Annotated in this window: 17 protein-coding genes and 1 pseudogene; 3 read left to right on the top strand and 15 right to left on the bottom strand. The window is 64.3% G+C overall.

Annotated elements, in window-relative coordinates; genetic code table 11:
* Positions 1 to 9 precede the first annotated feature (9 nt).
* From ASF34_RS07380 to trpA, 14 genes and pseudogenes are all read right to left on the bottom strand, one after another.
* The gene (locus tag ASF34_RS07380; RefSeq protein ID WP_156465663.1) at positions 10 to 324 is read right to left on the bottom strand and encodes a hypothetical protein; all 315 of its coding nucleotides are present in this window, start codon (positions 322 to 324) and stop codon (positions 10 to 12) included.
* A gap of 278 nt (positions 325 to 602) precedes the next feature.
* A complete protein-coding gene (locus ASF34_RS07375; protein ID WP_156465662.1) occupies positions 603 to 1,361 on the bottom strand; it encodes a hypothetical protein in 759 nt (252 codons plus the stop codon).
* Positions 1,362 to 1,366: 5 nt separating this feature from the next.
* Positions 1,367 to 2,269 carry a hypothetical protein gene (locus ASF34_RS07370; RefSeq protein WP_156465661.1) on the bottom strand — a complete coding sequence of 301 codons (903 nt, stop codon included), beginning with the start codon at positions 2,267 to 2,269 and terminating at the stop codon, positions 1,367 to 1,369.
* 959 nt (positions 2,270 to 3,228) lie between these two features.
* Positions 3,229 to 3,900, bottom strand: a complete 672-nt coding sequence (locus tag ASF34_RS07365; protein WP_082494101.1) for a SprT-like domain-containing protein — start codon at positions 3,898 to 3,900, stop codon at positions 3,229 to 3,231.
* 364 nt (positions 3,901 to 4,264) lie between these two features.
* Complete coding sequence (locus tag ASF34_RS07360; RefSeq protein ID WP_056160236.1) at positions 4,265 to 4,453, bottom strand: hypothetical protein; 189 nt, start codon at positions 4,451 to 4,453, stop codon at positions 4,265 to 4,267.
* Positions 4,454 to 4,481: 28 nt separating this feature from the next.
* The gene (locus ASF34_RS07355) at positions 4,482 to 6,026 is read right to left on the bottom strand and encodes an exodeoxyribonuclease VII large subunit (RefSeq protein WP_162240031.1); all 1,545 of its coding nucleotides are present in this window, start codon (positions 6,024 to 6,026) and stop codon (positions 4,482 to 4,484) included.
* A gap of 37 nt (positions 6,027 to 6,063) precedes the next feature.
* Positions 6,064 to 6,984: a hypothetical protein gene (locus ASF34_RS07350; RefSeq protein WP_056160231.1), complete on the bottom strand. Its 921-nt coding sequence runs from the start codon at positions 6,982 to 6,984 to the stop codon at positions 6,064 to 6,066.
* 588 nt (positions 6,985 to 7,572) lie between these two features.
* Positions 7,573 to 8,274, bottom strand: coding sequence for a response regulator transcription factor CtrA (gene ctrA / locus ASF34_RS07345; protein ID WP_056160229.1), 702 nt, complete (start codon positions 8,272 to 8,274; stop codon positions 7,573 to 7,575).
* A gap of 78 nt (positions 8,275 to 8,352) precedes the next feature.
* Positions 8,353 to 8,481, bottom strand: coding sequence for a hypothetical protein (locus tag ASF34_RS23610; RefSeq protein WP_264483997.1), 129 nt, complete (start codon positions 8,479 to 8,481; stop codon positions 8,353 to 8,355).
* Positions 8,482 to 8,847: 366 nt separating this feature from the next.
* Positions 8,848 to 9,236 (bottom strand): annotated as a pseudogene (locus ASF34_RS23385) (outer membrane protein); the annotation flags it as partial.
* Position 9,237: 1 nt separating this feature from the next.
* Positions 9,238 to 9,774 (bottom strand): outer membrane protein (locus ASF34_RS23380; RefSeq protein WP_244478928.1); only part of this gene is annotated, 537 nt, incomplete at its 3' end.
* Positions 9,775 to 10,091: 317 nt separating this feature from the next.
* Entirely contained in the window at positions 10,092 to 11,417 is a 1,326-nt protein-coding gene (locus ASF34_RS07335) for a bifunctional folylpolyglutamate synthase/dihydrofolate synthase (RefSeq protein ID WP_018042112.1), read from the bottom strand.
* Positions 11,418 to 11,445: 28 nt separating this feature from the next.
* Positions 11,446 to 12,348, bottom strand: a complete 903-nt coding sequence (gene accD, locus ASF34_RS07330; protein ID WP_026175637.1) for an acetyl-CoA carboxylase, carboxyltransferase subunit beta — start codon at positions 12,346 to 12,348, stop codon at positions 11,446 to 11,448.
* A gap of 82 nt (positions 12,349 to 12,430) precedes the next feature.
* Positions 12,431 to 13,297: a tryptophan synthase subunit alpha gene (trpA, locus tag ASF34_RS07325; protein ID WP_018042114.1), complete on the bottom strand. Its 867-nt coding sequence runs from the start codon at positions 13,295 to 13,297 to the stop codon at positions 12,431 to 12,433.
* A gap of 318 nt (positions 13,298 to 13,615) precedes the next feature.
* On the opposite strand from trpA, the gene ASF34_RS07320 reads away from it, so the two are divergent.
* From ASF34_RS07320 to gluQRS, 3 genes are all read left to right on the top strand, one after another.
* Entirely contained in the window at positions 13,616 to 15,679 is a 2,064-nt protein-coding gene (locus ASF34_RS07320; protein WP_056160223.1) for an ATP-binding protein, read from the top strand.
* A gap of 89 nt (positions 15,680 to 15,768) precedes the next feature.
* Positions 15,769 to 16,029: a hypothetical protein gene (locus tag ASF34_RS22110; protein WP_082494099.1), complete on the top strand. Its 261-nt coding sequence runs from the start codon at positions 15,769 to 15,771 to the stop codon at positions 16,027 to 16,029.
* Complete coding sequence (gene gluQRS / locus ASF34_RS07310) at positions 16,026 to 16,892, top strand: tRNA glutamyl-Q(34) synthetase GluQRS (RefSeq protein WP_056160218.1); 867 nt, start codon at positions 16,026 to 16,028, stop codon at positions 16,890 to 16,892. The genes ASF34_RS22110 and gluQRS overlap by 4 nt, the downstream gene beginning before the upstream one ends.
* A gap of 11 nt (positions 16,893 to 16,903) precedes the next feature.
* Here gluQRS and ASF34_RS07305 read toward each other — a convergent pair whose 3' ends face one another.
* Complete coding sequence (locus ASF34_RS07305; RefSeq protein ID WP_156465666.1) at positions 16,904 to 18,958, bottom strand: M23 family metallopeptidase; 2,055 nt, start codon at positions 18,956 to 18,958, stop codon at positions 16,904 to 16,906.
* Positions 18,959 to 19,688 lie beyond the last annotated feature (730 nt).

Genomic DNA, 19,688 nt, shown 5'->3' with positions numbered 1-19,688 from the left:
GCGCGGATCCTACGGCTTGGCCGGCAGAGATCCGCCCACCTGCTGACTGATTAAGCTCAAGAGATCACCGTTTGCCTTGAGCAGTATGGCGATCTGGCTCAGGTTCCGATTGAGGGGGCTGAACTCGCTGCTCTCCCCAGGAGCGTCAGCGGCCTCCAGCACCTTGCGCAGGAACTGGGTATGGACGTCGGCGGTCTGGGTCAGCGCGTCCAGCGTCTGCATCATTGCGACCGTGAGCCCGGCAAGGCGGTCCAGGGTCCAGGGCGGGTCATCCGCTAGATTGAGAGGCGCCGAAGGAACAGGACGGGCTGTGGGGTTGGGCATCTCATCGCTTCCTGCACCAAGGGGTGCCTTGGTCTGTGGGTTAGAATTGAGGGAGGGGATAGGCGGGTTGGAGGCGGGTCGTGCGCCGGTTCAAGACGGGTTGGACGCGCCTTCCCGACGGGTACGAGGTTGGGGATGTCGTCTCGGGGATGGGTTTGTGCCCGGTCCGAGGCCGGTCCGAGGTCTCACACCTCGGTCCGGCCCGTCCCCAGGCACAGGACCTGGGGAACGGAAAGATGAAGAATGGAGCCGGACCATCCAAGGGGCCCAGACCGTCTTCACCACGGGGCCACGGGTTTCTGGGACAGGGGAGGGACGATGATCCGCCAATCGCAGTAGAATCTCTCAGTCTTTGAATAGTATAGCTGGGTATCTCTGCATCGCGCTATGGTAATTCCCAGATCACGATTGAGTGGAACAATATCGCTTAAAGCTTTAGCTGAGAGCTCGTCGATCCCAAGCGTCCGCTCTACGCGCTCGGCCACCGTGTATCGGCTGCCAAAGACTTCCCATACGCCGAGGTTATAGCCAAGAGTAGCCCCAATGAGGAGGCCTCCCACCACGACGGCTATAATCATCGAGGTATAGCCTGCGACGATCGAGGGGAGGTCGAGGCTCGTGGCTTGTTCGATCCGGGCAGTGTGTGTCTCAGATCTGCGATCGAGATCCTCGAGCTTTGCGACGTTGCCCGCAACCATTGCATTGGAGTGCTCGATCCGCTGCGTAGCGTGCTCGACATTCACTATCGCCTTCCCGGCTCGATCCCCCACTTGCTGGATCCCGGCGGCAATGGTCTCGAGCCGAGCCAGATCACGCTTCATGGCTGAGGCGTGATCACTGCGCGACTGATCCGCTATGAGAGTCAGGGCGCAAACGGAGATCAGGACATTGTGGAAGACATCGTTCGAGGGGAGGCCGGCTTCCTCGTAGGTCTTGAACAGCTTGTGGATTTGAGCTTCCAACGCCGAGCTTTTCGCGCCCGTCGGTGATGAACCGACGGACGCGGGCGTCCTGTTGGGTGGGATGGGGCTATTCATGACGCTTAAACCTCGATCCCGGACAGCAGGCTATCCACAGGTGCGAACTGCATCCAATCGGCGATCGGCGCGAAACTCCCAGGGAGCCGCATCAGCCACTCCGCCGTGATCTGCGTGTCGAGCCAGCCGAGACGCTGGCCCGAAGCGCTGGCTCGGCCAAGCGCAGCATCCCGGAAGGTCAGCCCAAGATCGTCGATCCGCTCCGCAGGGGCGAGGCGCGGCAGCCGGACGAGACGGGCGCCGCGGTCAAGGGCGTCCACGATCGGTGTGGCTTCAACGAAGGGCTTCAAAGCCGACATCTCACGACCTGGCTGTACCCGGCCCTCGTTCCAGCACAGGACGACATCGGCATCCGCCAGACCGGGTAGGTCGAGGAACGTGATGATTTGCGAAAGATCGCCCTTCTCGGGGGCAAGCATGCAAAACAAGAGCAGCCGCTTTTTCTGACGCTTTATCACGCTGGCGAGATTGAGTTCTCGAAGTATGTTTTCGAAGGTTGGATTTCCGCCGCCAAAGTCGAGAAGGCAAGACGAATTTCCCTCGAGGAACTGCTCGATCTCGGCGCGGGCATGGTCATAAAGAATTTGCGGATGAGCATCCTCCACCAAAACTCCGTCGCTGTGCGTGTCTTTCAATCCTACGTTCTTCGGATCCGTATCACTGAAGCGCAGGGGGGTACCAACGGCTTTGGCGCATTCAACGGTCAGCTTGCTGATGAAGGACTTTCCTCCTCGTCCTCGGCCAACCGGCACGATAAGAGTTTGAACTGCTCTTCGATTGACCGGGCTATTGACTCTATCTTCCGGCACAATCTGTCGGATTGCGGAAGTATCCAGCTGACTGTTATCGTGTGCATCGTCGCTATGTGGGGACGCGGAAGTCTTGGGAGATGCAGTACTCTTGCTCATAATTTATTCTTTCATTTTGGGGCGGGGCTGAGCCGTATCCCAAGGTTGACGGATTTCGGCATTGGGGGGCGCAGGGCGCGTTGATCTGCCTCCATGCGCGCGATCTGCTCTACAGCACTGAGATGTGCAGGAGCAGACTCAATTGACGGTCTTACTGGTACAGGCGGTCGTTCGCGGTAAACGACTGGCTTTGGCGTCAACAGGGGCTCGACTTCGTGCCCAGGTAACTTAACGACACCAGTGACAAGCTCGCCGGGCTTGAGCACGTTTCTCGGCGTCAGCATGCGCTGGCGCTGGCGAGCCCAAGTTTTAGAGATCGTCGCCTCAGTTAGAGGACCACCCTGATCGTTTGTGAGGTTGGCAGAACGAACAATCGCAGAGAGCTCACGAAGATTAAGCCGTCTTGAGCCATATTCTTCGAAAATATCTGGTCCGTTTTCGCGCATCCATCTTGTGAGAGTTTTATCGGCAGACCGGACTTGTTCAAGGGCATCTTTGAAGCGGCGGGGACTTGTCACAGCATCAACTCGCTAAAGCATTCCCTTGAATGCTTAATATGACAAATATAGTATGTACTATTACTAGATATTTTACTTATATATCTATGTGATTTGGGCAAATTTATAGAACCCGGCCTGAACCAGTCCATAGGACAACTCCATTTGCTTTGATAGTTAGATGCAGCTTGCGCCGCGATCATTCAAATGCAGATGCCGCGCATAAGTGTCAATGGCTATAGAAGCATAGATATGAAATGAATCGCTCAAAATACGAATATATCTGCGCGGATCACCTTTTACTCAAGCTGTCGAGCGATTCGCTGTAAGTAAATCAAGGTATTTTAACAAATCTTTAATAGTTGCAAAATTGCACCAATTTGATATTGTGGCTTTTTTATGACGTCAGCTTGCCAAAATCCGTTCAGGGTTGCCTATTCCTGTGAAGGATTGCTTGTTGCTTCAGCCAATCATCTCTATCGCGCTGCCAGCCTCTCCACACCCACCACAGAGGAGCCTTGTCCGAGGTTTCGCCCAGGCGTTCACTCTGCAGCTCGGGCAGGTGTACTTCGTTTTGCTCGATGCCTTTTTCGCTCGCGTTTCGCGCTCACCATCGTCGCAGAGCTCGACATAGGGCAGTGTGAAGCCCCTCTCGTCGATGAGCTCCACGCACGCGACCGAGAAGCGTCCCCCCGGCTCAATGTAGTGACTGATCCGCTGTCCGGTTTCCTTACCGCCCGGCTCACTTGTTGAGGACGGGATCAGCCCCACTGCCCGCATCATTTGGGCCCATTCACTGTTGTGATAGCCCGTGCGGGACGGGGCTCCAAAATGATGCTGCTCGAGATGGACCATCTCATGGACCAGGGTCGAGAGCGTCGCCTCGTTCGTGCGTTCGGCGAAATGCCTCGGGTTCAGCGCGATCTCGTCCGTGACCTCCTCGCCACCGCGCGTACCGAAACGGTCCCCGGCGAAGTAGCCGTAGGCCTTGTTCTTTCGCTGCATAGTTATGAGGCAAGGAGGCAGCTTGGCCGAGAACAGCCGCTCGTTGAAAAAGTCGTAGGCATGTGAGAGACCGGAATACGTGCGCGTTGTCGGGTCCGTCAAAGTTATCATCATATCGTACGAAACCATGCCTTTGGAGCTTGTCTGTTTCGCTGACGATGTTTCGTACGAAACAAATCATTCTTGTGACGTGTGCCGATACGAGACCAACATTGTCTGCTTCTGACCTACCTGGGCGCCCGTTAGCCTGTATTCAAGCGTGATGTCGTACCCTGAGACATCCTGGGATTTTGATCGGCACTCATGGCGATGGATCGGATCCTCCCGGTCCGGTCCTATCGACGCCTATGAAGTGATGCGATTTTACTGATCAACGGCGAAACGCTCACCTCGCGTGGTGAAGTTCATCGCAGGGGCGGAGCTGCTCATCATGGGCCGCTCCGGCCCCCCGTCCCATCCTGGTCCGGTTCGAGTACGTTCTATGGATACAGGCTCAGCCTGCCACACTACGCAGCGCGGCGACCCGGGCGAGCAGGACAAGGCGGAGACGCTGCACTTCAGCGTAGGTTTCCTCTACTGTCTCGAAGGCCGCCAGTCTTTCTTGTCGAATACGTAAAGTCAGGGCCTCAATCTGGCGGAGAGCTTCAAGGAAGGGGATGGGGGTGTTCGGTGTGTCGTTCATGAGGTGGGACTCCTTTTGATGATTAAGTTCAGTGGGTTGTGATTAATTTCTGGTGATTCCAGACGCCCATGAGGCCGTCTGAGAACTGCAGGATGAGGCGGCTGGCGAGACGGGCGTCTGCGGCCGTGGTCATCACGAAGCCAGTTTCTGCTTCGATGACCATTGCCAAACCGCCCTCTACGAGAGGGTCTTGAGCGTCGTGTGGGTCCGCAGGACGATCGTCGCCCATGCCTCCGGCCGTCATCTCGGTTGCGACCACCACCTCGCTGTGAGAGGCGATGGAAGCGAGTAAGCTATTCTCGACCGTCAGGCCGAGCTTCAGAAGCTGCTGTTCGGCGTGCGTGACACACAGACGGACAGCGTCTTCATACGCCGCCATCACCCGCAACAGCGCTCTGCGTGCTTCTGCCTCGAGATGCTCATGTAGAGCGTCGTCCAGGGCAGCGATGGCCTGCTCGGCACGCAGCGCCGTGCCGAGCACGAGATCACGGATCAGCATGGCCGCTGCGGTCGGCGTCGGCACGGACCGTCCGGCCACGTCGTCGAGAACGGTGCGCGGCGTGGCGGCGTGGCCGACGCCAACGACGAGGTTCGGGAGGCGCCGCGCCGCCGCAGCCGTCGCCCAGGCGTTGAGGGGTGAGAAGGACGATGCGGGGCCTCCGCCGCGGACGACGAGGGTAGCGGACAAGCCGTGTTCGGCGTGGAGAGCCTCGACCTCGGCCATGGCTGCCACCAAGGAGCGTTCCGCGCTCGGTCCCTCGAAGCTTGCCTTGATGCGGCGAATCAGGATCAGCCCTGACGCCTCGAGAGGCTTCAGCACATGCTCGACATCGCGCAGGGCATCGCCGTGTTCCGAGGCAACGACCGCAACGTGGTAGAGTTCTTCGGGGTCCCTCCAAGTCGAAGGCCCGAACCGCCCTCGATCGGCTCGAAGCTGTCGCAGCACCTCGTCACGCTGGATCTCGAGCTCGATCGGAAATTCGCTGATCGCATGAAGACCGATGACTTTGGCCTGGACCGTCGCCCCACGACCGAAGCGCTGCTTCAAGGAGGTTCGTAGCCCCACCCGGACCTTGCGGTTGGCCAGGAGGAGAGGATCGAAGGGCCGTCCGAGCTCGGCCTCGATGGTAGCTCGCCGATCCTCGCTGAGGTGAGCTTCGAGCCGGGGCGGTTCGCTTCGGCTTGCCGGCTCGGCTTCGCCGAGGAGAAGCACGAAGCCATCCCGCGTCGTGGCCTCGACGCTCAGCACGCTGGCATCAACGACGTGGTCCCCTCTGACGTGCTGGCGTAACGAGGCCAGGAGGTGCTGCAGGGGAATGGCGGCGGCGTCCGTTGCGACGGAACGCTCCCTAGCGGTTGGCTGGCTGCCGCCGTCCTCAATAGACGGTTGAGGGGGCAAGGCAGCCGGGAGCGTGCTGCTCCAGCCGGGAATTTTGTGCTGACGCATTATAGGGTTCCAAAGTGAGGGATGATCGAAGGTGGCGAGGACAAGCGGTGCGGCACCGTTCCCGGAGCTGCCCGCAGCGCGGATGCGCGCAATCGGCTCATGAGCGGGCGACACACGCCCGATCATGGGTTCCGGCTGCCGCTGTCGGCAGCCGGGGAAGAATTCAGTCGTAGAGGGCTCCCGATCGAGCCATGGCGGCGGTGACCGCGATCCGTTCCAATTCGCGGACGATCGCATCGAAGCGTTCACGGCCGGCCGGCCGGACCTCCTCCCTGAGGATGTCCGTCAGGGCCGCCTCCATTGCCTCGGTCGTCTCGAAAGCGTGCCAGGCCAGCCGATCGAGCAGGTTCGGATGGCCCCCCTGCAGCGTCAGGATCGGCACTGGAAACTGACATAACCGCCGGACGAGGGCCGGGTCCGACAAGGCTCGGAAGGCGTAACCCGGGCCGCGATCGACGATCAGTACGTCGGCGGTGCCCCACTCGACTTGATCTGCCGCGGCCTCAAGGGTCTGTTGGAGAACCTCGAGCGATCCGGGCTCTTCGAAAGCGACGGACCAGCGGATCAGGGCAATCATCCCCAGATCCGCCCATCGGGACAGGATCCCGCCAATCGCCCCAGTGCGGGCGCCGCTGTGAGGCTCGATCAGCAACACGCGGCGCAGCCGTTGCGGCCTCGGGAGGGCGCGCTGGGCCTGCCAGACCCCTTCCGCGATGAGCGCCGCCTCGAGGGCCGCATCCTGCCGGTTCCAGGCCTCGACCAGGATCCCGCGATCGAGGCCGATGATGCGCGCGGTCAGCCCGAGCAAAGCGTCCATGCTGATCGTGAGCATCACCTGGTGCTGTCCGATGAGATCCTCCGCATGGAAGAGCATGCCGGAGGCGTCTTCGATTTGTCGGGCGAAGCCGTCTGACATGAAGGCGCTCAGCCGTCCCGTCCGCGATCGATCGAGGGGGCTGAGCTCGAATTGCCACCCGTCCCGATGGCGGTGGGGCCGGCTGATCTCGGCGCGCACGGTGATACCGGCGGGCTCCGCAAGGCGTGCGACGGCGTTCGCGCCCTGGGGCACGGTGTATGATGTCATGATGTGGGTTCTCAGGTTGAGGAAAGGATAGAAGGAGCCGCGCCGACGTCCCGCAGGCTCTGTCTAGAGCCGCGTTCCGTTGTTCCCCTCCTTCCGGGGTTTTCGACGAAGTACCTTCGCCCAACTCTTGTCCTTGTTTTTCCCTCGTCCTCAGCGATCCGGCCGCGCAGGCGGAGGAGCGCAAATGTTCGTCTATTCTTCTGTTAGATTTTGAGCGGCCCCCGTCAGGGTTGGCCCCGGCAGTTCACGACTTGAGCGAATGGCCGCGGGACACCTCGGCATGCGGGTGCTGGACGCAGCCTCGCGCCCTCAGGCCAGTGTGGTGTATCGAGTGCGCCAGCTTCGACCGGGCCGGTGACGCCTAGGCAGATGCCAACGGAAGCTCGGCCAACTCACTCGTTCAGTGCTGCGAGTTCCCTACAAGCGATCATGGGCGGCGGATCTGCGACCATGGGCGAAACACCGGCCGCGCAGGCTCAACCAGAGTCGGGAGAGTTCCCCGACATGCAGGGTCTAATCGGCGGCCAGGCGCAGCGCTTCGCCGCGCAACGGTTCTGGAGTTTGCTCGCAAAACGCGGATGAGAGACCCTAGCCGGCCAAAGCCTGCATCTCGGCTACGCCATCGTGAAGCACGTAGCCGCGTCCCCAGACGGTCTCGATGTAGTTTTTGCCGGACGAGGCGTTCGCGAGCTTCTTGCGCAGCTTGCAGATGAAGACGTCGATGATCTTGAGCTCGGGCTCATCCATGCCGCCATAGAGGTGGTTGAGAAACATCTCCTTCGTCAGGGTCGTACCCTTGCGCAGCGCGAGGAGCTCCAGGATCTGGTACTCTTTGCCGGTGAGAGGGACCCGGCTACCGGAGATCTCGACGGTCTTCTGATCGAGGTTCACACTCAGGTCGCCGGTGGTGATGACCGACTCGGCATGGCCCTTCGAGCGTCTCACGATCGCGTGGATGCGGGCGACGAGTTCGTCCTTGTGGAAGGGCTTGGTGAGGTAATCGTCGGCTCCGAAGCCGAGGCCCTTCACCTTGTCCTCGATACCGGCCATGCCGGAGAGGATCAGGATCGGCGTTTTGACCTTCGCAACGCGCAACGAGCGCAGCACCTCGTAGCCCGACATGTCGGGGAGGGTGAGGTCGAGCAGGATGATGTCGTAATCGTAGAGCTTGCCGAGGTCGATTCCTTCCTCGCCGAGATCCGTCGTGTAGGTGTTGAAGCTCTCCGATTTGAGCATCAGTTCGATGCTCTGCGCGATCGAAGCGTCGTCCTCAATCAGCAGCACGCGCATGGGGAGGTCCTCAAAAGATTGAGACTTCCTAACCGGACGTCGGCAACAAACCGTTAAGGTGCGGAAGGAAGACCCGCTTCATGCAGGCAGGGCTCGGCTGCGCACTAGACCGCGCACGGCTCGGAAGGGAAGCGTCAGAGCCGTCAAACAGGCGCCCAGCGCCAGGACCACGAAGACCGACAGGATCGCCGTCAGGATTTTGATCATAGGCGTGCTCGCTCCGATGTGCAGCGGGACAGGCCCCGCACCGCAGCCACGATCCTCCTGAAGTTCGGCGAGAGTGTGTGTGAGCCAGCTCAGGCCATCGGGATGCGCTCGTCCGCCCTACTGGCCAGCCACATCCTCTCACCACCCTAATGAGATCGATGCACATACGAAAAACGCCCCAGGAGAAGCTCCTAGGGCGTCTGTTGGCTGAGCGACCATCTGGATCGGGCCGGGGATGCTCAGGCAGATGATATAAGACGAAAAGCCTTAGTAAGATCCGAACTTGTAGTTCAGGCCGGCGCGGACGACGGCGAACTCGCTCTCGCGAGCGGTGACCGAACGGCTGAGCGTAAGAACGTTGGTGNCTTAGTAAGATCCGAACTTGTAGTTCAGGCCGGCGCGGACGACGGCGAACTCGCTCTCGCGAGCGGTGACCGAACGGCTGAGCGTAAGAACGTTGGTGGCTGGGTTGAACACCGAGCGTTCGCCGGTACGGCCTTCGTTCTCGAGGTTCACGTACAGGCCTTCGACCTTCAGGGTCACGGCCGACGACTTGAAGAAGTTGAAGAACGAGTCGGTGGGCATGGCGTACTCGAAACCGCCACCAGCGGTGTAGCCGGTGCGGAAGTCGTCGCGGCCAGTGCCGCCGTCGCCGTAGGCAAAGCCGCCGGTGCCGTAGAACAGGACGCGATCGAAGGCGTAGCCGAGACGACCGCGGACGGTACCGAAGAAGTTCATCTCGTTGCCCGGGACGCNGGCAAAGCCGCCGGTGCCGTAGAACAGGACGCGATCGAAGGCGTAGCCGAGACGACCGCGGACGGTACCGAAGAAGTTCATCTCGTTGCCCGGGACGCGGACACCGACGGGGCTGTTGAGAGCGCCGGCGACGGGGCTGACGGTGCCGGTCACGGWGCGGCTCTTGTTGCCGAAGTCGGTGTACTGGGCGTCAGCTTCGAKACCGACGACSASGCCCGAACCCGGGGTGAACTGGTAGTTGTAGCCGACCTGGCCACCGCCGACGAAGCCTTCGAGCTCGTTACCGCCGGTGGTCGAGACGACCACGGGGGTGCGGGTGAAGGAGTTCAGCACCGAACCACCCGGCAGGGCGTAACGGTTGCTGTCGCTACCGGCGTCGAAGCCGTAACCGGCGTTGATACCGAAGTAAGCGCCCGTCCAGGTGAACACCGGCACCGGCACGAAGACCGGCGGCGCAGCGCGACGCGGAAGGTCGGCGGCGGTTGCCGCTGCCGTGAGGGCCGTGAAGGCCGCGAAAGAGGTGAGAAGCTTTTTCATCGTTGATCCCCAGCGAGTTGCCCGATCCACAATCAAACTAGTCGATTTCGGGCAGCCGAGATGTAGCGCAGGAGCCACACCCGATGTCCGATGCCACAAGTGTGGCCGGTTCGGTGAAAAGCGGGGATTGTCGCGATGTGTCGCCCGCTGATCCTAAGCAAGGACGCTGTGTTCGTCACGTCCGGCCGCTGCCGGAGACCCTCGTCCGGCATGGTTGTCCAAGACAAACGATGCGGTAACCCTGTTCGACGAGGGCAAGGACTCGTCCGGCAGAATCACTTGCCTTCCGCCAGGAGACCGCCTCCCACCCGACGCGATCAGGTCGGAGGCGTACCGTTGGCGGTGAGGACGTTGCCCGCGAGATAGAGCGAACCACAGATCAGGATACGTGGCGGCCGCTCGAAGGCGATGTCGGCGAGGCTCTCCAGGGCGGCCTCGACGCTGGAGGCCACGTAGGCGGTGAGCCCCACATCGGCGGCGATCTGGGCGACCTCCTCGGCCGGCCGCGCCGCCATCTGGCCTCCGATCGGGACCGCGATCAGGTGTCGCGCCAGCCCCACGAAGTTACGCAGGAAGCCTTCCGCGTCCTTGGTGCCGAGAAGGCCCACCACCAGGATCAGCGGCACGTCGCTGCGCTCGCCGAGATCCGCCATCGCCGTCGCGAGAATACGACCGCCATCGATGTTGTGGCCGCCATCGAGCCAGAGCTCCGCATCGTTCGGTGCCATGTCGGACAGGCGGCCGCGGGTGAGCCGCTGGAGGCGGCCCGGCCACTCGACCTTGTTGAGGCCGGTCTCGATGGCCTCCACTCCGATATCGCCGAAACCGGCCGCGCGCAGGGCCGCGATGGCGGTGGCGGCGTTGGTGAACTGATGCCGTCCGTTGAGGCGGGGCTGCGGCAGGTCGAACAGGTCGAGTTCGTCCTGGTAGACGATGCGACCGCGCTCGGCATGGACCGAGAAATCCTGGTTCCCGACCCGGATCGGCGTGGCTCCGATCTCCTCGGCGATGCGGCAGAGCACCGAATCCGCCTCTTTGTAATCCTGGGCGGCGATGATCGCCGGGCAACCGCGCTTGAAGATGCCCGCTTTCTCGGTCGCCACCGCTTCGACGGTGTCGCCGAGATACTCCGCATGGTCGCGCCCGATCGGCGTGACGACGGCGGCCGCGGGATTGTCGATCACGTTGGTGGCGTCGACCCGGCCGCCGAGCCCGACTTCGAGCAGGAGCACGTCGGCCGGGGTCTCCGAGAACAGGAGGAAGGCCGCGGCGGTGGTGATCTCGAACACCGTGATCGGCTCGCCCGCATTGGATGCCTCGCAGCGGGCGAGGGCGTCGGCGAGCTGGTCTTCGGGCACATAGCTGCCGCCCCCCACCGCACCGATGCGGATGCGCTCGTGGAAGCGCACGAGATGGGGCGAGGTGTAGACATGCGCAGCGAGGCCGCCGGCTTCGAGAATCGCCCGCATGAAGGCGATGGTCGAGCCCTTGCCGTTGGTGCCGGCCACATGAATGACCGGAGGCAGCTTGCGTTCCGGGTGCCCGAGCCGTTCGAGCAGGCGCTGGATCCGGCCCAGCGACAGGTCGATCGTGCGAGGGTGAAGGGCCAGGAAGCGGGCCATCAGCGCGTCGGAGGAATCCATGGATCGGCTCGCCGTATAGCGTGTGGGCTCAGGCCGGCTCGGCAACGGCGCCCGCGCCGGCCGGTGCCGCCGCAGGCTGGTTCATCAGCAGGCCGCAGAGTCGTGAGATCGTGTCCTTCAGGGCATGCCGGTGCACGACCTGATCGACCATGCCGTGTTCCTGCAGATACTCGGCGCGCTGGAACCCGTCGGGCAGTTTCTCGCGGATCGTCTGTTCGATGACGCGCGGCCCGGCAAAGCAGATCAGGGCGCCCGGCTCGGCGAGATGGACATCCCCGAGCATGGCGTAGGAAGCGGTGACGCCGCCCGTTGTCGGGTTGGTGAGCACCACGATGTAGGGGAGCTTCGCCGCTTTCAGCCGGCGCACGGCCACCGTCGTGCGCGGCATCTGCATGAGCGACAGGATACCCTCCTGCATGCGCGCGCCGCCGGAGGCCGAGAACAGAATGTAGGGCGTGCGCTTGTCCAGCGCCGTCTCGGCGCCGCGCACGAAGGCCTCTCCCGCCGCCATGCCGAGGGAGCCGGCCATGAAGGCGAAATCCTGCACCGCCAGGGTCATCGGCAGGCCCGAGACCCGGCCGAAGCCGATCTTGAAGGCGTCGGGCATCCCGGTCTTGGCACGGGCGTCCTTCAGGCGGTCGGCATAGCGCTTCTCGTCACGGAACTTGAGCGGGTCGGCGGCCACCTCCGGCAGGGGCACGTCGATCCAGGTGCCCTCGTCGAACATCATCTTCAGGCGCGCCTGCGCGCTCATCTTCAGATGATGCTCGGACCCCGGGATGACCCAGTGGTTTCCCTCCACTTCCTTGTGGAACACCATCTGCCCGCTATCCGGGCATTTGACCCACAGATTCTCGGGCGTCTCGCGCTTGAACAGGGTCTTGATCCTGGGGCGCACGACCTCCGAGATCCAGTTCATGGGTTCAACCATCGTCGACTGACCGTTCTTGAGGGAAGGGGTCTCGGATGAGCCGGGGATCGGCTCGCGGACGGATCGTTCCGGTGTGGTTCTCTCAGGCGGTCCGGCCGCGCACGCCCTCGGCCAGTTCGCGCACCAGTTCGCTCACCGTCTCGACGGCGTCCCGGCCGTCCACCACCGCCCGGTGGATCACATCCACGAGGGCGGAGCCGACGACCACACCGTCCGCGCCCTTGGCGATCGCGGCGGCCTGGACGCCCGTCCGGACGCCGAAGCCGACCACCACGGGCAGGTCCGTATGGCTGCGGATACGGCCCACCGCCTCGGCCACCCGACCGAAATCGGGTGTCGCCGTGCCGGTGATGCCGTTGATCGACACATAATAGACGAAGCCGGCCGTGTTCGCGAGGACGGCGGGGAGGCGGCGCTCGTCGGTGGTGGGCGTCGCCAGCCGGATGAAGGCCAGTCCCTTGGCGAGCGCCGGCAGGCAGAGTTCGTCGTCCTCCTCCGGCGGCAGGTCGACGACGATGAGCCCGTCGATCCCCGCCGCGACGGCGTCGTCGAGGAACCGGTCGACGCCGTAGGCATGGATCGGGTTGTAATATCCCATCAGGATCACCGGGGTTCCGGAATTGTCCTCCCGGAAACGGCGGACGAGGTCGAGGGTCTTGACCAGATCCTGGCCGCCTGCGAGCGCGCGCAACGCCGCCGCCTGGATCGCCGGCCCGTCCGCCATCGGGTCGGTGAAGGGAAGGCCGAACTCGACGATGTCGGCGCCGGCCTGCGGCAGCGCCCGGAGGACCTTCAGGGAGGTCTCGGCATCGGGGTCGCCGGCCATGACGTAGGTCACTAGGGCGGCGCGCTTCTCCGCGCGGCAGCGGGCGAAGGTGGCCTCGATGCGTGTCTTCGTGGAACCGGCGGTGTCCGGCTGCGAAGAGGTCTCTGACGAAGAAAAGGTCATGGTGCCTGCGTCTCGCGGCCTGGCCTCGGGGGAGGGACGGCCCAGGTACAAGCCGTCGCGCCTACACCATCGCGGCCTGCCCGTGAAGCGCGGCGCGCCAAGCTGTCCGGCATCGGCTATGAGCGTGACGGCACCGATGCGGGGCGAGGGATGTCGTCCGTCGCGGCAAGGAAGCCTTAAGCTCCTTTCGAAAGCCGTCCTTCAATCTCACATGCGAATGACAGGAATGGAGTGGGAGCGGGAACCTCGGCGTCATCGCCAGTCTGCGCGGCGGTTCGCCCTGCGGCGATCCGCTCGGGCCGCCCCACGGAGAGGTCGATGATCACCCTGGAGGTCGCTCTCGCCATCACCCTGTTCGCGGTCCTGGCCACGGCGAGCCTAGTCGCCCAAGGCCTGCGACGGCCGGCAGGCGACGCGTCCGAGGTCGAACGTCTCCAGGACAGCATCTGGCGGATGTCCGAGAGCGAGGAGCGCTACCGCGCGCTCGTGGAGGCGACCACCGACGTCATCGTCCAGCGGGACACGCAAGGGCGCATCACCTTCGCCAACGATGGATTCGGGCGTCTCTTCGGGGTCGAACCGCTGACGCTGCTCGGCTCGACGGTGGACCTCGAAATCCTGGACCAGGGACCTCGGCAACAGCAATCCGACGGCGTCAGCCGCGTGGAGATGCAGGTGCGCCCCGTCGACGGCATTCCGCGCTGGTTCTCCTTCATCGAGACGCGCGTCACCGGTCCCGGAGGGCGCACGCAATGGCTGCGTGCGGGCTCGGACATCACCGAACGGATCGAATCCGCCCGCTCCCTCGACGAGGCGCTCCACCGCGCCGAAGCGGCCAACGTCGCCAAGTCGCGCTTTCTCGCTACAGTCAGCCACGAGTTCCGCACGCCGTTGAACGGCATTCTCGGCATGGCCGACCTCGTTCTCGAGACCGGCCTCGATGCCGAGCAGCGGACCTACGTGGAGGCGGTGCACACGTCGGGCCGGGCCTTGCTGACCCTCATCGACGGTATCCTCGATTTCTCGCGGATCGAGGCGGGACGCCTCGACCTGTCGGCCGAACCCTTCGATCTCCGGGCGGTGGTGGAAGGCGTGGTCGAACTCCTGGCGCCCCGCGCCCAGGACAAGGGCATCGAGATCGCCATCGACGTCGCCGACGACGTGCCGTCCGAATTCATCGGCGATGCGGACCGTGTCCGGCAGATCGTGGTCAATCTCGCGGGCAACGCCATCAAGTTCACCAATCAGGGCGGGGTCGGCGTCACGGTGACATGGGTCGCGCAGGAGATCGTCCTGGCGGTCTCGGATACGGGGGCGGGTATCCCCGCGGCGCGCATCCCGATCCTGTTCGAGGAATTCGAGCAGGGCGACAACAGCGCCAGCACGCGCCATGAGGGAACCGGGCTCGGCCTCGCCATCAGCCGGCGCCTCGCCTCGCGGATGGGGGGACACATCGACGCGCGCTCGGTCGTCGGCCAGGGCAGCACCTTCACGGTCCATTTGCCCCTGTCGGTCGGCGCTGCGTCGGAGGATGCGCTGCCGCCCGTCTCGCTGCAGGGGCGGAAGATCCTGATCGTCGCCGATTCTCCCTATCAGGCGCCGTTCCTCGCCCGGCGCCTGTCCCGGTCCGGCGCGTCGGCGGTGGTGGTGCCGACCGTCGAGGCCGGGCTCGATACGCTGTCGGGCGTGCCCTTCGATGCGGTGATCGCCGATCGCGCTCTCGGCGACGCGAGCGTGCGCAGCCTCGCGGCGGAAGCCCGGCGACGCGGAGTGCGCTGCAGCCTCATTCTGCTGTCCCCCTTCGATCGGCGGGAATTCGGTGCGCCGGGGGCGGCGGGCTTCGACAGCTACCTGATCAAGCCGGTCCGGGCGCGCTCACTGTTCGACAGGCTGCTGGCGCCGAGCTCCTGGGTCGAAGCGACCGGCCCCGTGCCGAAACCGGTGCCCGACGACGGCGCGATCCCGGCGGACAAGGACGGCGCGCGCGCGGGGGAGGGCGTCCACGTGCTTCTCGCCGAGGACAACCCGATCAACGCCCTGCTGGCCACCAGGGCGCTGGAGCGTCTCGGCGCGACGGTGGTTCTGGCGCGGGACGGATCCGAGGCGCTGGCTCGGCTCGACCATCCCGCATCCCGGTTCGACCTCGCCCTCATCGACATCCGCATGCCGGGAATCGATGGGCTGGAAACGGCGCGGCGGCTGCGTGCCAGCGAGGCCGAGCACCATCGTGCGCGGCTCCGGCTGGTGGCGCTCACCGCCAATACCGGTCGCGAGGACGAATTGGCCGCGCGGGAGGCCGGGTTCGACGAATTCCTGGCAAAACCCCTCGACCTCAAGACTTTGCCCGCCCTCCTCGAACGCCGTGCCGTCACCGCGGCTTGAGCGGCAATTCGCGTTGACAGGGCGCGGCGAGCGAGCGAACACGGGCCATGCGCGCACCAACCTCGCCACCATCGGATGCCGCGGCACCCGTGCCGACGTCGCAGAACCGGGATGGTCTCGTGGCCTTGGCCGTGGCGGCCGTCGTGGTGGTCACCGTCCTGATCGGCACCTTCGCGCCCTCCTCGCACGGGCGTTCAGGACCAGTTTCTCCGGCAGCCGATGCGTCCTGCGCCGAATGGAGCGACGGCTGCACGATCTGCCGACGCCACGGGGAGGGGATAGCCTGCTCCCTGCCGGGCATCGCCTGCGTTCCGCAAGCGAAACAGTGCCTGCGCCATTCCGGGGGATGACCGGGTCGTCCGTTCCGATCCGCCTTCGCTTCGCGCCGAGCCCCAACGGGCGCCTCCATCTCGGGCACGCCTATTCCGCCCTGGTGAACGAGCTGTTCGCCGCGCGGCTCGGCGGCGACCTCATCCTGCGGATCGAGGATATCGATCCGGTGCGCTCGCGCCCGGACCTGATCGCCGCCATCGCCGACGATCTCGCTTGGCTCGGGATCGCGTTCGGCGGTTCCGTCCGGCGCCAATCCGAGCATTTTCCGGCCTATCGCCGTGCCGTCGACGCACTTCGCTCGCGCGGCCTCGTCTATCCCTGCTTCTGTAGCCGCGCCGCCGTGATCGCGGCCGCCGGGCCGGAGCCGCCCCGCGATCCGGACGGGGCGCCTCTCTATCCCGGCACGTGCCGCGTCCTTTCCCAGGATGAGCGGGCGTCACGCATTGCCGCTGGCCTGCCGCATAGCTGGCGGCTCGACATGAACCGCGCTCTCGCGCAGGCTCCGGGGCCGCACGGATTTTCCTGCCTCGACGCCGGTTGCCTGGAGACGAGCCACGTCGCCGATCCCGCCCGCTGGGGGGATGCGCCGATCGCGCGGCGCGACGTGCCGACGAGCTACCACCTGTCCGTGGTGGTCGACGATGCCGCCCAGGACATCAGCCACGTGGTTCGCGGAGCGGACCTCGCGGCCTCGACCGACCTGCATGTCCTGCTTCAGGCCCTGCTCGGCCTTGAGAGCCCGGCCTATCATCACCACGCCCTGATCCTCGGCCCCGACGGAACGAAGCTCGCCAAATCGCGCGGCTCGGAATCTCTCGGCGATCTGAGGGCGCGGGGCGTCACCCCGGCGGAGATCCGCCGCCGGCTCGGATTCGGGTGAGGGGAGGGGGCTCAGCGCGGGGCGTCGCGCTGGGCCATGGCGACGCCGGTTCGGGATTTCTGCAGCGTGGTCTCGATCTGCTCGCGCTGGCGCGTGAACTCGGTGAGCATCCGCCCGTCGAGTTCGCGTCCGCGCGGCACGCGGATCTTCATCGGGTCGACGAAATGGCCGTTGATGATGACCTCGTAATGCAGGTGCGCGCCGGTGGAGAGGCCGGTGGAACCGACATAGCCGATCACCTGGCCCTGGCGCACCTTGGCCCCCGCCGTCACACCCCGGGCGAAGCGCGACATGTGGTTGTAGGTGGTGACGTAGCCGTTGATGTGCTGGAGCTCGACCCGGCGGCCGTAGCCCGAATCCCATTCCGCCTTGATGACGCTGCCGTTGCCCGCGGCGACGATGGGCGTACCGATCGGGTTGGCCCAGTCCACGCCGGTATGGAGCTTGGCATAGCCCAGGATCGGATGGCGCCGGTAACCGAAGCCCGATCGCATGATGCCGTCGGCGATGGGCTTGCGGATCAGGAATTTCTTCAGTGAGCGGCCCTGCTCGTCGAGATAATCGATGGAGCCGTCGTCAGGCGACTGGAACCGGTAGACCTTTCGCACCTCGCCGCCGAGGTTGAGCGACGCGTACAACAGTTCCGGCCGGTCGAGCGCGGCCTGACCGCCTTCCTCGTCGTACGTATAGAAGACATCGAGACTGTCGCCGCTCGCGATGCGGCGCTGGAAGTCGATGTCGTAGCTGAAGATCCGCACGATATCTTCCACGGTCGCGCGCGGCAGATCGTGCCGTGCCGCCGTCTCATAGAGGCTCTGATAGAGACGAGGGCCCGAACCGCCATCCTCGTCCTCGTCGTCGTCTCCGGATTCCGACGCGGCGGGCGCCTTGCGCGCCGCCTTGTCTTCCACCGCCTGCGCGACCGAGACGAAGGCGCCGCGGTCGTTGATGGCGGCGATCCCCTCGACGCCGTTCTCGCCATACAGGACGACCCGTGTCACCTGCCGGGGATCGCCGGGCTTCGGACCCGGTGCGATCTGGACGCGGAACTGTTGGCCCTCGGCGAGGTCGCCGACGCGTGCCCGCCCGCCGAGAGCCGCGACGATCCCCTTGATCTGCTCGTCGCTGGCCTGGCCCGTGGCCTTCAGCAGGGCTTCGAGGGTCTCGCCGCGCTTGATCGCCACGTCGCGGTCTTCCACCAGCGGCGTCTCGCCCTGCCGGAGGCTCGTCTTCGCGAGATTGGTGACGTTCTCCGGCACCACGAGGACGTCGATGGACTTGAAGGGGCTCGCATCGCCGGACGGGGGGGCGATCCCGCCGAAATCCGGAGCCGCGATCCCCTGCTGGAGCGCCCGCGACAGCATCATTTGCGGCGCGATGGGAAGCGCCGTGCGTCGTCCGGCCTCCGCGGCCAGCCGCTTTTCCTCTTCGACCTGGGCGGTCACGGCGTCATCGCCGAGGGCGGGCGTGTTCGCCTCGATCGGCATCGTGGTGAGATCACGCTTGATGACGGTCACTTCCGCGCCGGGAGCATCAGCCGCGCTCGCTTCCGTCGCCCGTTCGAGCGGTTCGCTGGACACGAATTTCATCGGGTCGAAGCGCGGCACCTCGGCGGAGAAGACGCCCGTCGACATGGAGAGCGCCGTCGAGATCCGTACGAAAGGCCGGACCTTGATGATCTCGCGGTCTCCCAGGCGCACGGTCACCGGCGAGCGGAACGTCTGTTTGGCCGACGCGATCATCAGGTTGCGGACGAGGCGGTCGCCCTTGCGCGCGATGTTCGCGACGTCGTCGTTGGGCGCGGAGCGCACCATGATCTCCGCATGTTCCGGAACCGCGGCGAAAGAGACGTCGCCCTGTAACGACACGTAGATCGCAGCTCCGATGAGACCGGCCCCGGTCAGCCCGGTCAACGCACTGGCACAGAGCCAGCGCAGGTTGACCTCACGTCGATCGATCTGGGCGGAATCGGTGAGGAACAGATCGAGAGGCGCATCGGCGGCTCGCCCTGGATGGGAGTCGGTGCTGTTCGTCGGAGCTCCGATCCTGAGCCGGCCGCGCGCCACGGTGTTCCCTCGCAAGCGTATCTCTTCTCTTCAGAGGGCCGGATCTCGTTTCGCGAGGGACGGCGCACCATGAGCGACGACCGATGGTATCGGTCGGTGGTCGACATGTCGAAGTCGAGCATGTCGACATTGAGGCGCCTCGGAAGACGGAATGTTTCCATGCACGCCAGAGCGCGCGGGCGGAATGGAAGATCGCTGGGCGAAGACTGGCGCGCCGCTCGACGTCAGAGGGGCTCCTGACCTCGGTCAACCTGGAGACCGCGAGCTGGGGCGGTGTTCACGAAGCGGGAATCCCTGTTTGCCGGCAACGAGTTATGTTGTGTCGTCATGTGTTTGTCGCGAAAATCGATCAGCTTTGCGATTTTGGCATTGACGGCTCGGCGTGCGGCCTCTAGAAGCCTGTTCATCGGCGGCGGCCAGCGGGGACTTCNGTTTGTCGCGAAAATCGATCAGCTTTGCGATTTTGGCATTGACGGCTCGGCGTGCGGCCTCTAGAAGCCTGTTCATCGGCGGCGGCCAGCGGGGACTTCGGTTCGGCGGGCTGGCGTTTGTGTCTTCTGGGTGATGATCGGATGGATGATCCGGCTGATTGGCTGGGTGATCGTCTGTTTTTGTTGTCTGGTGTTGATTGTTGTGTGGTCTGGTTTTGCTGGATTACCGGGGTTGACAGGGTGATTTGGGTGGCTTAGACGGCCCCCACCGCTGAGGCGCTCCACCGGATGGTGGTGTC

Source organism: Methylobacterium sp. Leaf106 (assembly GCF_001422895.1).
GTDB classification, from domain to species: domain Bacteria; phylum Pseudomonadota; class Alphaproteobacteria; order Rhizobiales; family Beijerinckiaceae; genus Methylobacterium; species Methylobacterium bullatum.
The sequence above is the reverse complement of the archived record's forward strand: the minus strand, read 5'-3'. Positions and strand labels throughout refer to the sequence as shown.